General features: G+C 70.7%; 10 protein-coding genes. 2 read left to right on the top strand and 8 right to left on the bottom strand.

What is annotated here, in order from left to right; all coding sequences use genetic code 11:
• Position 1 precedes the first annotated feature (1 nt).
• Both OHA03_RS01475 and OHA03_RS01480 read left to right on the top strand, forming a co-directional pair.
• Positions 2 to 2,149, top strand: coding sequence for an acetate--CoA ligase family protein (locus OHA03_RS01475; protein ID WP_266999913.1), 2,148 nt, complete (start codon positions 2 to 4; stop codon positions 2,147 to 2,149).
• A 128-nt stretch (positions 2,150 to 2,277) separates the two neighbouring features.
• Entirely contained in the window at positions 2,278 to 3,666 is a 1,389-nt protein-coding gene (locus tag OHA03_RS01480) for an OFA family MFS transporter (RefSeq protein ID WP_266999914.1), read from the top strand.
• A 297-nt stretch (positions 3,667 to 3,963) separates the two neighbouring features.
• Here OHA03_RS01480 and OHA03_RS01485 read toward each other — a convergent pair whose 3' ends face one another.
• Genes OHA03_RS01485 through OHA03_RS01520 form a run of 8 tightly spaced genes read right to left on the bottom strand, consistent with a single transcriptional unit; the run spans position 3,964 to position 12,366 of the window.
• Entirely contained in the window at positions 3,964 to 5,115 is a 1,152-nt protein-coding gene (locus OHA03_RS01485) for a sugar phosphate isomerase/epimerase (RefSeq protein ID WP_266999915.1), read from the bottom strand.
• A gap of 49 nt (positions 5,116 to 5,164) precedes the next feature.
• Positions 5,165 to 6,586, bottom strand: a complete 1,422-nt coding sequence (locus OHA03_RS01490) for a nucleotide pyrophosphatase/phosphodiesterase family protein (RefSeq protein WP_266999916.1) — start codon at positions 6,584 to 6,586, stop codon at positions 5,165 to 5,167.
• The gene (gene eboE, locus OHA03_RS01495) at positions 6,583 to 7,758 is read right to left on the bottom strand and encodes a metabolite traffic protein EboE (protein ID WP_266999917.1); all 1,176 of its coding nucleotides are present in this window, start codon (positions 7,756 to 7,758) and stop codon (positions 6,583 to 6,585) included. Before eboE ends, OHA03_RS01490 begins: the two co-directional genes overlap by 4 nt.
• A 4-nt stretch (positions 7,759 to 7,762) precedes the next feature.
• Positions 7,763 to 8,611: a TatD family hydrolase gene (locus tag OHA03_RS01500; protein WP_266999918.1), complete on the bottom strand. Its 849-nt coding sequence runs from the start codon at positions 8,609 to 8,611 to the stop codon at positions 7,763 to 7,765.
• Positions 8,611 to 9,297 (bottom strand): EboA domain-containing protein, encoded by a 687-nt coding sequence (locus OHA03_RS01505; RefSeq protein WP_266999919.1) that lies wholly within the window; start codon positions 9,295 to 9,297, stop codon positions 8,611 to 8,613. Before OHA03_RS01505 ends, OHA03_RS01500 begins: the two co-directional genes overlap by 1 nt.
• On the bottom strand, positions 9,288 to 10,169 hold the full coding sequence (locus OHA03_RS01510; RefSeq protein WP_266999920.1) for a sugar phosphate isomerase/epimerase: 882 nt from the start codon (positions 10,167 to 10,169) through the stop codon (positions 9,288 to 9,290). Before OHA03_RS01510 ends, OHA03_RS01505 begins: the two co-directional genes overlap by 10 nt.
• Positions 10,166 to 11,251: an SCO3242 family prenyltransferase gene (locus tag OHA03_RS01515; protein WP_266999921.1), complete on the bottom strand. Its 1,086-nt coding sequence runs from the start codon at positions 11,249 to 11,251 to the stop codon at positions 10,166 to 10,168. Before OHA03_RS01515 ends, OHA03_RS01510 begins: the two co-directional genes overlap by 4 nt.
• Positions 11,248 to 12,366, bottom strand: a complete 1,119-nt coding sequence (locus OHA03_RS01520) for an inositol-3-phosphate synthase (RefSeq protein ID WP_266999922.1) — start codon at positions 12,364 to 12,366, stop codon at positions 11,248 to 11,250. The genes OHA03_RS01515 and OHA03_RS01520 overlap by 4 nt, the downstream gene beginning before the upstream one ends.
• Positions 12,367 to 12,487: the final 121 nt, after the last annotated feature.

Raw genomic sequence — 12,487 nt, forward strand, 5'->3', positions numbered from 1 at the left:
CATGGTCGAATCACAGGACCGCGAGACCGTACGGGCGTTGCTCGACTCCGTCCGGGCCGCCGGACGCAGTGCGCTCACCGCACCCGAGGGCAAGATCGTCGCCGATGCGTACGGGATCGCCGTGCCGGGTGAGGAGCTGGCACATGACGTCGACGAGGCGGTGGCCTTCGCGGACCGGCTCGGCGGACCGGTCGTACTGAAGATCGTCTCCCCCGATGTGCTGCACAAGACGGATGCCGGCGGTGTCGTCGTCGGGGTGGAGGGCGGCGCTCAGGTGCGTGCCGCGTTCCAGCGCATCATCGAGAACGTGCGGGCGTACGCGCCGGACGCACGGATCGACGGTGTGCAGGTGCAGCAGCTGGTGCCTCCCGGCCAGGAGGTCATCGTCGGCGCGGTCACCGACCCGACGTTCGGGAAGGTCGTGGCCTTCGGGCTCGGCGGTGTGCTGGTGGAGGTGCTCAAGGACATCACCTTCCGCCTGGCCCCGGTCAGTGCGGACGAGGCGCTGTCGATGCTCGACTCGATCGGCGCGGCCGAGATCCTGCGCGGGGTTCGGGGTGCGGCGCCGGTGGACCGGTGGGCGCTGGCCGAGCAGATCCGGCGGGTCTCCCAACTGGTAACCGACTTCCCGGAGATCGCGGAGGTCGACCTCAATCCGGTCATCGCCGCTCCCGACGGTGCGGTCGCGGCGGACATCCGGATCCTGCTGGCGACGGAGACGGTCAAGCCCCGGCGTACCTACACGCGCGCGGAGATCCTCGCATCGATGCGCCGGCTGATGGAGCCACGCTCGGTCGCCGTGATCGGCGCCTCCAACGAGCAGGGCAAGATCGGTAATTCGGTGATGCGCAACCTCATCGACGGCGGCTTCTCCGGGGAGATCCATCCGGTGAACCCCCGGGCCGATGACATTCTGGGCCGCAAGGCGTACAAGAGTGTCACGGACGTTCCCGGTGAGGTGGATGTGGCGGTCTTCGCGATCCCCGCCAGGTTCGTGGCATCGGCGCTGGAAGAGGTGGGGCGCAAGGGGATACCCAATGCGGTCCTCATCCCTTCCGGATTCGCCGAGACCGGTGAACAGGCGCTGCAGGACGAGATCGTGGCGATCGGCGAGCAGTACGGCGTACGGCTGCTCGGGCCGAACATCTACGGCTACTACTCGACGTGGCAGGACCTCTGCGCCACCTTCTGCACCCCGTACGACGTGAAGGGCGGGGTGGCGCTGACCTCGCAGTCCGGTGGTATCGGCATGGCCATCCTGGGCTTCGCCCGTTCGACGAAGACCGGTGTGTCGGCGATCGTCGGGCTCGGCAACAAGTCCGACATCGACGAGGACGACCTGCTGACCTGGTTCGGCGAGGACCCGAACACCAAGTGCATCGCGATGCACCTGGAGGATCTCAAGGACGGCCGCGCGTTCGTCGAGGCGGCGCGGGCGACCGTACCGAAGAAGCCGATCGTGGTGCTGAAGGCCGGCCGTACCAGCGCCGGTGCGAAGGCGGCGGGTTCGCACACCGGTGCACTGGCGGGCGACGACGCCGTGTACGACGACATCCTGCGCCAGGCGGGGGTGATCAGGGCCCCGGGGCTGAACGACATGTTGGAGTACGCGCGGGCGTTGCCCGTGCTGCCGACGCCCAAGGGCGACAACGTGGTCATCATCACAGGGGCGGGCGGCTCGGGCGTGCTGCTGTCGGACGCGATCGTCGACAACGGGCTCTCCCTCATGGAGATTCCGCCGGATCTGGACATGGCGTTCAAGGCGTTCATTCCGCCGTTCGGTGCGGCCGGCAACCCGATCGACATCACGGGCGGCGAGCCGCCGTCCACGTACGAGGCGACGATCCGCCTCGGCATGGAGGACCCCCGCATCCATGCGCTGGTCCTCGGCTACTGGCACACGATCGTCACTCCCCCGATGGTCTTCGCCGAGCTGACCGCCCGGGTGGTCGCGGAATTCCGCGAGCGCGGGATCGAGAAGCCCGTGGTGGCGTCGTTGGCCGGCGACACCGAGGTGGAGGAGGCGTGCCAGTACCTCTTCGAGCACGGCGTCGTCGCGTACCCGTACACGACGGAGAAGCCGGTGGCCGTACTGGGCGCCAAGTACCGATGGGCCCGTGCGGCCGGACTGCTGGACGGTGATCGATGACCTGACGGCGAGAGCTCGAACCACGGGGTCTGCGGCGAACCGCTCGGCCGCAGGCCCCGGGCGACGCGAAGTGGGAACGGACAGGGGGCGCTGGCCAGACTTCTTCCACGCGAGGGGTTCGATCGATCATGACAACGACAGACATCTCCACATCCGTCCCCTACAGGGAGGTGACGGACCGCAACGGCCGCGTGTACCGGCTCGGTGAGACCGACCGGGACATCATGCGGAGACCGCGCTGGACCATGGTGCTCTTCCCATGGATCGGCATGATGGGCATCAGCTCGTCGGAGTACGCGTTCACCTCCGCCGAGGAGACCCTGCACGACGCGCACTTGTGGGCCAGCGGCCACATCTTCTGGCTGATGGGGGTCTGGATCTTCTTCCAGGCAGCCGTGGCCTTCCCGGCCGGGCAGCTCCGCGAGAGCGGGAGACTGCCGGCCAGGAGCGCGATGATGCTCGGAGCGCTGGGCACCCTGCTCGGCTATCTCTCGCTGGCGTACGCACCGCATGTCATCGTCGCCTACTTCGGCTTCGGCATGTTCAGCGGCATCGGCGCCGGACTCGTCTACGCGACCTGCGTGAACATGGTCGGCAAGTGGTACCCGGAGCGCAAGGGCGGCAAGACCGGCATGGTCAACGGCGGTTTCGCCTATGGCTCGGTGCCGTTCGTGTTCCTGTTCACCTCGTACATGGATCTGTCCAACTACCAGGGTGTACTGGTCTCCGTCGGGGTCATCTGCTGTGCGGCCGTCGCGGTCGCCGGCTGGTTCTTCAAGGACCCGCCGAAGAACTGGTGGCCCCATCACGTCGATCCGCTGAAGGTCTCGGACGACCCGCGGATCGTGCGGTCGCTGGCCAAGAACCCGCCGGCGGTCAAGCAGTACACCCCGCGTGAGGCGGCCCGGACCCCGGTGCTGTGGATGATGTGGTTCTGCCTCCTGTGCACGGCGGGCATCAACATCTTCGGTATCGCCATGCAGGTGCCGTTCGGCAAGGAGATGGGGTTCGCCGGCGGCATCGTGGCCACGGCCATGTCGCTCAAGGCGATCGTGAACGGGACCGGCCGGGGTGTCATCGGCTGGATCTCCGACCGGTACGGACGCCGCAACACGCTGATCATCGTCTGTCTGGTCCTGGGATCCGCGCAGTTCGGGGTCTTCTTCTCCGGCGACATCGGCTCGATGCCGTTCTTCCTGTTCTGCTCGATGGTCTCCGGCTTCGGTGGCGGCGCCATCTTCCCGCTGTTCGCGGCGATGACCGCGGACTACTTCGGTGAGAACAACAACGCCTCGAACTACGGAATGGTCTACAGCTCGAAGCTGATCTCCGGCCTGGTCGGCTCCGGCGTCGGAGCCCTCGTGGTCGGTGCCTGGGGCTACGGCGGTGCCTTCGCCCTGGCAGGCAGCATCGGGCTCGCCTCCGCGGTACTTGCGGTGTTCCTGCGGGCACCGGGCCGGCCGAGCGCCAAGCGCATCGAACCCAATCCGTACCCGATCAGCCGGGAAATCTCCTGATGTGAAGCGAAACCTCGCGTAACGGAGCCCGCGCCCGCCACCACGGCGGGCGCGGGCTCCCGCGCGATCACGGACGCGCGGGGCGACGGCTATCGCAGCGGCTGGACCGACCGGCGGATCCACGGCCAACCCCCGTGGTTGGTCAGGCAGTTCGGGGGGCTGGTCAGGCACCGCACGCTCCTGGTGACGGCCGTGGAGCGCACGGTGCCTGACGTCACCGGGCGGGCGTTTGCGCTGTTCCCCGATGTCAGGAGTTCGGGGTGAGGCGCGGACCGCCCCTCCGGTGCCGCCTTGGTCCTACTTGCGCAGCGCCGCCAGGTTGTCGTAGCCGATCCGCGCATGGGTCAGGGACTGCGCGGGGACGGTCGAACTCGGTGCGTTGTCCTGCTCGACCATCGGGTTGTGGTAGTTCTTCGCCCCGACGCGGCGGAAGAACGTCCGGTAGTCGATGACCCCGGTACCGAAGGGGACCATGTCGTAGCCCTGGCCGCTGGTTGTGTTGACGATGCCGTCCTTGGCGTGGAACAGCGGGTAGCGCTTGGTGTTGCCGCGGACCAGCGCCGCCGGGTCGAAGATGTTCTCCTGCTGCGATCCGTCGTGCGCCGTGTAGGTGTGGAACTTGTACTGGGCGACGTGCGCCCAGAAGATGTCCATCTCCAGCCATACGGATTTCGGGTCGGTGACCTGAAGGAAGTACTCGAGCTTGCGGGTGCCGGAGCTGCGCGTGGGGCGGCCCTGTGCGTCCAGCGGACCGCCGTCGAGCAGGAAGCCGTAGGCCGCGTCGTGGTTGTGGGTGTACAGCTTGATGCCCGCACCCTGAGCGATCTGTCCCAACGTGTTCCACTTGTCGGCGGCCACGTCCCAGTCGGCACGGTAGGCACTGCCGGTGGGGTCGCCACCGGTGCCCATGTGTTCCATGCCGAGGATGTTCGCTATCTCGAGGTGACGCTTGAACTGGTCCAGGTCGCTCTGGTTCAGCGGCCAGGACGACGGGATGAAGCCGTGGTTGCCCTGGGCGCGCAGACCGTACTCGTCCAGCCACGAGCGCAGCAGCTTCGCGCCTTCCACCGATTCGAGGTTGTTTCCACCGGGTGCGTTGGCGTGCTGGCCGTACCCGGCGAACTCGACCTGCTTGTAGCCGTAGCGGGCCAGCTCCTTGAAGACCTCACGGAAGCCCGAGGGAAGGTCGGTGCTGAGCGGATCCCGGCCCGTGGCGTCGCGCACGGTGTACAGGATGATTCCTCGCTTGTCCGCCGGGACCAGAGCCAGGCCGACGCCCTGACCCTGGTCGGGGACGGGCTGGGCGAAGGCCGGCGACGCGCCGAAGGCGGGCGCGGCGATCGCCGTTGCCGCAGCGGCGGTGCAGGTGCTGAGAAAGCGGCGGCGACTGACGCCGAGGCTGCGGCGCAGGGCGCCGTCCGTTCCGGATTCGTCGTTGTACGCGGTCACGGTCTCTCTCTTTCTCGAAGATGCTCGCAACGCTGAGCACGGACCGATCTCATGCGAGGCCGGCAAGCGTGAGGAGCAGGGACTTCACTTCGGTGGCCCGGACGGGTCCGGTGAACGCGTGGGGGGTGGAGCAGAGGATGAGCGGACCTTCTTCGTCGCTCATGGGGAGGCGGCCGTGGCTGCCACGAATGGGTGACGGGTCGAGGGGCACGACCGCCATGCGGTAGCGCATGCCGAGCTTCTTGCGGGCCACGGCGGTGGCCGCCTTGACCCGGACGTACGGGTCCTGGGGGTCCAGGAAGAGTTCGACCGGGTCGTAGCCGGGTTTGCGGTGGATCTCGACGAGCTGCGCGAAGTCGGGGGCGCGCGCGTCGTCGAGCCAGTAGTAGTACGTGAACCAGGCATCCGGGTCGGCGACGGCGACGAGCTCGCCGGAGCGCGGGTGGTCGAGGCCGTGTGCCTTCTTGCCTTCGTCGTCGAGCAGCTGCTCGATGCCCTGGACGTCCTGGAGAGCTTCGCGGGTCGCATCAAGATCCTCGGGGCGGCGTACATAGATGTGGGCGAGCTGGTGGTCGGCGACGGCGAAGGCCCGGGAGGCCATCGGGTCCAGATACTCCATGCCGTCCTGGGTGTGGACCTCCAGCAGGCCGGCTCGGCGCAGCGCCCGGTTGATGTCGACCGGTCGGTCGACGCGGGTGATGCCGTACTCGGAGAGCGCGACGACGGTGCGGCCCTCGCGGCGGGCGTCCTCGAGGAGTGGGGCCACGGCCCGGTCGAGGTCGGCCGCGGCCGCGAAGGCGCGTGGATCGTCGGGGCCGTACCGCTGCAGGTCGTAGTCGAGGTGCGGGAGGTAGCACAGGGCCAGATCGGGGTGGCGGGTGTCGAGGATGTGCCGGGTCGCGTCGATGATCCACTGCGAGGAGACCAGGTCGGCGCCGGGGCCCCAGAAGTGGAAGAGGGGGAAGGTGCCGAGCTTCTCGGTGAGTTCGTCGTGGAGGGCGGGCGGGCGGGTGTAGCAGTCGGGTTCCTTGCGTCCGTCGGCGTAGTAGACGGGGCGCGGGGTGACAGTGATGTCGGTGTCCGCCCCCATGGCGTACCACCAGCAGATGTTGGCGACGGTGTAGCCGGGGTGGACGCGGCGGGCGGCGTCCCAGAGCTTGTCGCCGGCGACGAGTCCGTTGTGCTGGCGCCAGAGGAGGACGTCACCGAGCTCGCGGAAGTACCAGCCGTTGGCGACGATGCCGTGCTCGGCGGGGGTGGTGCCGGTGAGGAAGGTCGACTGGGCGGCGCAGGTGACGGCGGGCAGCACGGTGCCGAGGGGGGCGTGGGTGCCCGACTGCCCCAGGGACTTGAGGTGCGGCATGTGGTCGAGGAGCCGGGGGGTGAGGCCGACGACGTCGAGGACGAGCAGCGGGGTGGGAGTGGCGGTGGTGGAGAGAGGGGAGGACGTACCCGTTTCGGCTGCGGTCATGGGAGCTCCTTGAGGCCGAGGTCGACCAGGAGGTCGCGGGCGAGGGTGAGTTCGGCGGCGATGCCGTCGGCGAGCTGGGGGCGGGTACGCGGGCGCAGCTCGGCAGGGAGCGCCTGCCAGGTGTACGTCTCCACCTCCAGGTGACGGGTCAGCGGCCGGGCTCCGCCGACGAGGCGGGTCAGCGCGGCCCTGAGCACCGGGAGGGTCGAGGTGAGCGGTGGGGCGGGCGGTGCGTGCAGCGGTACGTGGAAGTGGGCGCGCCACGGGGTGCCGTCGGGCAGTGCCTGGCCGGTGACCGCCTCGTCGAGGTCGTCGGTGCCGCGCAGTCCGTGGGTGGTCCGGGTCCGGGTCTGGTGGAGGAAGCGGGGTTCGGCGAAAGCGGCGAGCGCGGTACGCACCTCGGGAAGGTGCGGGTGCTCGGCGTGGAGTGCGGCGGAGAGCTGGGTCTTGGCCACCGGGATGCCGGCTGCGGCGAGCGCGTCGAGGGCGGTGCCCGGGTCCTCGAAGGAGGTGGCGAGGTGGCAGGTGTCGATGCAGATGCCGATGCGCTGGTGTCCGACGGCGGTGAGCGGTGCGATCGCGTCGGCGGTGGTCTCGACTGTGCAGCCCGGTTCGGGTTCGAGGCCGATCCGGATGGACTTGCCGGTCAGCTCGGCCAGGACGTCGAGACGTTCGGCGAGGGTGGTGAGGGCGGTGTGCGCCGTGCGGGCGGCTTGCGGGTCGTCGGTGTACGGGGTGCGCCAGGCGATCGGGAGGGTGGAGATGGTGCCTTCGGTGACGTCGTCTGGGAGCAGTGTGGCCAGGAGCCGGGCGAGATCGGTGGTGTGGGCGAGCCGTTCGGGGTCCGTCCAGTCCGGCTTGTACACCCGGTACTTGACCTCTTCGGCGCCGAAGCCTTCGTAAGGGAAACCGTTCAGGGTGACGACTTCGAGGCCGCGGCGGTCGAGTTCGGCGCGCAGTGAGCGCAGCTGGGCCGGGTCGTCGATCAGGGTGCGCGCGGCGTCCTTGGCGAGCCAGAGGCCGATGCCGAGGCGGTCGCGGCCGAGGCGTTTGCGGACCGGTTCGCAGTGGTCGCGCAGCTGGGCGCGGACCCCGTCCAGGGTCTCGGCGGGGTGGACGTTGGTGCAGTACGCAAGATGGACGGTGGATCCGTCGGGGTGGCGGAAGCGCATCGGGTCACTCCCCACCGCGGAGGATGGAGTTCCCCTCGTGCAGCTGATCGGGGGCGGTGAGGTCGAGCTGGAGGCGGCCGCTCTGGCCGTAGAAAGCGACGGGATTGCGCCAGAGCACCTGATCGACATCGTCGTCGCTGAACCCGGCGGCGAGCATGGCATCGCCGACCTTGCGGGTCTTGAGGGGGTCACTCCTGCCCCAGTCGGCGGCCGAGTTGACCAGGATCTTCTCCGTACCGTGGGTCTTGAGGATCGCGATCATGCGGTCCTCGTCCATCTTGGTGTCGGGGTAGATGGAGAAGCCGGCCCAGCAGCCACTGTCGACGGCGTCCTTCACGGTCGTCTCGTTGAGGTGATCCAGCAGGACCCGCTCCGGAGGGAGGTGGGACTCGCGGACGACGTCGATGGTGCGGTGCAGGCCGGCGAGCTTGTCTCGGTGCGGGGTGTGGACGAGGGCGGGCAGCCCGTGGTCGGCGGCGAGCTGGAGCTGGGCGGCGAGGGCGGTGTCCTCGGCCGGGGTCATGGAGTCGTAGCCGATCTCTCCGACGGCGACGACGGAGTCCTTGACGAGGTAGCGGGGCAGGGCGTCGAGGACGGGGGTGCAACGGGGGTCGTTCGCCTCTTTGGGGTTGAGGGCGAGCGTGCAGTGGTGGGCGATGCCGTACTGGGCGGCCCGGAAGGGCTCCCAGCCGAGCAGGGCGTCGAAGTAGTCGAAGAAGCTGGCGGGCGAGGTGCGGGGCTGGCCGAGCCAGAAGGAGGGTTCGACGAGGGCGCGGACACCCGCGTCGTACATCGCCTGATAGTCGTCCGTGGTGCGGGATGTCATATGGATGTGGGGGTCGAAGATGCGCATCAGGACTCCTCCGTGGGGGGTTGGGGTCGCCCCTGCTCGGGAATGTTCGAGTGCTCGGGGAAGGGTGCGGGGGCCGTGAGGGCGAGGACGCGGCTCAGGTCGTGCGGGACGGTGCGGCCGGCCGCGGTGCGTTCGGCGGCGAAGTCGCCCAGCATGCGGGCGAGTTCCGCGTCGCCGCCGGCGCGCCGGGCCAGTCCGTCGACGGCGTCGACGGGGACGCCGGTGAAGAGGCACTTGAGGATGGCGTGCCGCCATTGGTGCGCGTCGAGATGGACGGCGGCGTACGGGCCGACGGCGGCGGCGACCAGCCGGGTGTCGTTGGTGCGCAGGGCGTCCTCGACGAGCGGAAGGGCGGTGGGGCCGAGGTCCAGCCGGTGCAGGGTGAGGAGGACGGCGCGCCGTTCGGCGGCGGTGCCCTGTTCGTAGAGTCTGGTCACGGCGGGCAGGTCGGCGCGGGCTTCGAGGAGCAGCAGGGCGCGTACGGAGTCGGCGTACTCGAGTCCGCAGTGCCGGCCGGCGGCGGCGAACCGCAGCTCCCAAGGAGGGGCGGTGTAGCGGCCGGCCGGCGCGGTGTCCGCGCTGTCCTCGTGGAAAGCGGTGTGCGCGGCCTCGGCGAGGGCCTCGTCGAGCCAGGCGCGCGCGGCGCCGCCGAGCTGTGCGTCGAGCTGCTTACGGGTCATCGGCACGGTGTTGCTCCCTTCGAGGACTTCGACGGGATGCGGTCGCGCAGGAACTCGATGGAGTTCCTGGCCAGTTCGGGGCCCGCGTGGGAGTGGCGGGGCAGTTCGACGACGGTGAGGCCGCGGTATCCGGTGTCGCCGAGGGCGTCGAGTGCGTCGAGTACGGGCGGGAAGTCGATCTCGCCGTCGCCGAACGGGAGGTGCTCATGGACGCCCCGGCGCATGTCCTCGATCTGGACGTGCCGCAGCCAGGGGGCGGCGGCACGGACACAGTCGACGGGTGCGGCCGGTTCGAGGCACTGGCAGTGCCCGATGTCGAGGGTGAGCCCGAGAGGTTCGGGGTCGCCACCGAGGACGCGGAGGTGGTGGAAGTCCGAGAGAGTGGCGAGGAGATGGCCGGGCTCGGGCTCGATGGCGAGCGGGACGCCGGTACGGGCGGCGGCGTCGAGCACCGGTGCGAGGGCGTCGGTCAGCCGCTGCCAGGCCGTGTCCGGTGGGGTCTCGGGTGGGGTGATGCCGCTGAAGCAGTGCACGGCGTGGGCGCCGAGGTCGGCGGCGACGTCCACGGCCCGCAGCAGCAGCCGGGTGCGGGCGGCACGGGCCTCCGGGTCCGGGTCGAGGAGGGACGGGCCGTGCTTGCGGCGCGGGTCGAGGACATAGCGGGCCCCCGTCTCGATGGTCACGCCGAGCCCCAGCCGGCCGAGCCTGTCCGCCACATGCCGGGTGCGGGCGGCGAGATCCGGGGCGAAGGGGTCGAGGTGCATGTGGTCGAGGGTGAGGCCGACGCCGTCGTAGCCGAGGTCCGCGAGGAGTCCCAGGGCGTCGTCCAGGCGTAGGTCGGTGAGCCCGTTGGTGCCGTAGCCGAGGCGGATCGTCATGTGAGGCTCACCTTCCGGGCGAGTGTGCGGGCAAGGGGGACGAGCCCCATGACGGCGAGCCCGGTGCCGGACGCTCCGGCGCGGGCGGCGAGCACGGCCTGGAGCGGGATCATCGCCCGGATGCCGCCGCCGACGGCGCGCTGGGTGAGGGGCGGGGACGGGTTGAGGGTGGCGTGCAGGAGGGGCTTGGCGGCGGTACGGAGGTAGGCGGCGGTGAGTGCCGTGAGGAGGAGGCGGGGGGCGGGGGCTCCGGACCGGGGCCGGTGGTGGTCACCAGGCCCGCCTTCTGCCGAAACCGGGGGCAGGCCCCGGGACCCGCGCTGCTCGCGCACCGCGGCGGCGCCGAGCGCGACGATCGCCGCGAGTGCGCCGAGGGGCGCGACGGTGGAACCGCCCTGCGCCTCGTGTCGGGAGACGGCGGTGACGGCGTAGGTGTGCGCCCCGAGCAGGGCGGCGGCGGGTACGGCGGCACGGACGTCGGGGTGGGTGGTGCGAGCCGGGCCCAGGGCGCGGGCGCCGCGCAGGATGCGGGCGGTGCGCGTGGGAAGGACGGTGCCGGCGCTACGGGCGGCGTGCGACGCGCCGGTCGCACTCACCGCGCGCTTGACGCCCACGTACCCCGCACCCGTCCCCGCCGTCGCCGTCGCGCCCAGCAGCAGGTCCAGTGCGCGTGCCCCCGCCATCGCTGCCGGACCCGCCTGGGTGTGCTTCAGATGGAGGTCGTAGGCCCAGACCGTTGCCGCCAGGCCGGTGGCCACCGTCAGGGCCGGGCGGCCCGCGCGGGCGGCCAGGGTCAGGCCGGCAGCCGTCAGGGCGCCGGCTGCCGCGAGAGCCGCGCCGGGGGTGATCCGGCCCGAGGGGATCGGGCGGTGTGGGCGGTCGATGGCGTCCTCGTCGCGGTCGGCCCAGTCGTTGAGGGCCATGCCCGCCTCGTACAGGCACAGGGAGGCGCCGACCGCCAGCGCGGTGCCTCGGTCGGGGCGCCGGCCCAGGGCCGCCGCCCCGGCGAGCGCGTCGCCGGGGACGGTGAACAGCGCCGAGACCCTGAGCAGTTCGGCCCAGGCCCGAACTGCGGCTTTCACTTCTGCCCCCGCAGTCGTTCGGCGAAGGCCAGGAGCTGCAGGTACTGCTCGGAGAGTGCGGCGGGGCCGCCGTCCGGGTCCTTGAAGTAGAAGCCTAGTTCGGGCCGCGGGCCCGTCAGACCCGCTTCGTGGGCGCGGGCCAGCAGTCGAGCCAGGTCCAGTACCAGCGGGGCGGCCAGCGCCGAGTCGCAGCCCTGCCAGGTCGTCTGGAGGACCATGCGCGCCCCGAGGAAGCCGTCGAACGCGATGTGGTCCCAGGCTGTCTTCCAGTCGCCGAGGGCGGGTACGTCGTCGATGTGGACCTCGCCCTCGGGCGTCGTGCCCAGTGTGTCGGCGAGGACGCGTTCCTTGCCCGCGTTCTTGGCCGCCGCCGCGCCCGGGTCAGCCAGCGCCGCCCCGTCCCCGCCGCCCAGCAGATTCGTGCCGGACCAGGCCCGTACGGGCAGGGCGCGTTGCACGAACATCGGGGCGAGTACGGAGCGGAGCAGCGTCTGTCCCGTCTTGCCGTCGCGGCCTGCGTGAGGAAGTCCGCAGTCCGCGACGGCGTCCTGGAGCGCGGGGGTGCGCAGCCCGGTGGAGGGGGTGAAGTTGATGTAGGGGCAGCCGGCCCGGAGCGCCGCGGCGGCGTAGAGCGAGCTGGCGGGCAGCCGGTGCTCTCCGGGTGCCGGGACCGGCTCCGTCGAGGCAACGTTGACCACGACGGTGCGGGCGAGTTCGTTGCGGCGGCCGAAGTCGGTGAGGTCGGCGGTGAACGCCGCGATGAGTTCCTCGTCCGTACGGGTGTCGCCGGGCAGCGGCCCGCCGGGGCGTATCTCCGTGTCGGCGGCCGCGAGTTCGGCCCGTACCGCCGAGGGCAGCCCGTGCGGCAGCACTCCCCCGGCAGCCAGTGCCTCGGCCCGTTTGGGCAGCGGACAGCCGACGGTGTCGTGTCCGCCGAAGACCAGGGAGTTCAGTGCCGGCAGCCCGCTGTCGGCGAAGGGCGCGGTCTCGGTGACCATGCCCGCCGCCGGGTGGAGGCCCGCCGTGACGGCTGCGCAGCCCGCCGTGGCGGTGGTGGCGACGGAGCCTCGTGCTCCGATGAACCAGACTCCGGTACGAACGGCATGTGCTGACACGGGCTGCCTCCCTGGCTGGGGATCCTGGCTGGGCAGTACGAAAAGAGCGGCGCTGATCAGATCGGGGCGGGTCGGGAAGAGGTGGTGACGGCGGGCGGGGTAGGGCCTTTGCCCCGCCCGC

This window comes from Streptomyces sp. NBC_00154, assembly GCF_026342835.1.
GTDB lineage: Bacteria > Actinomycetota > Actinomycetes > Streptomycetales > Streptomycetaceae > Streptomyces.

Excerpts from the sequence above, each read along its gene's own strand:
- OHA03_RS01480 (WP_266999914.1), top strand. The coding sequence starts at position 2,278 with ATGACAACGACAGACATCTCCACATCCGTCCCCTACAGGGAGGTGACG.
- OHA03_RS01500 (WP_266999918.1), bottom strand. The coding sequence starts at position 8,611 with ATGCGCATCTTCGACCCCCACATCCATATGACATCCCGCACCACGGAC.
- OHA03_RS01490 (WP_266999916.1), bottom strand. The coding sequence starts at position 6,586 with ATGACCGCAGCCGAAACGGGTACGTCCTCCCCTCTCTCCACCACCGCC.
- OHA03_RS01475 (WP_266999913.1), top strand. The coding sequence starts at position 2 with ATGGTCGAATCACAGGACCGCGAGACCGTACGGGCGTTGCTCGACTCC.
- eboE (WP_266999917.1), bottom strand. The coding sequence starts at position 7,758 with ATGCGCTTCCGCCACCCCGACGGATCCACCGTCCATCTTGCGTACTGC.
- OHA03_RS01510 (WP_266999920.1), bottom strand. The coding sequence starts at position 10,169 with ATGACGATCCGCCTCGGCTACGGCACCAACGGGCTCACCGACCTACGC.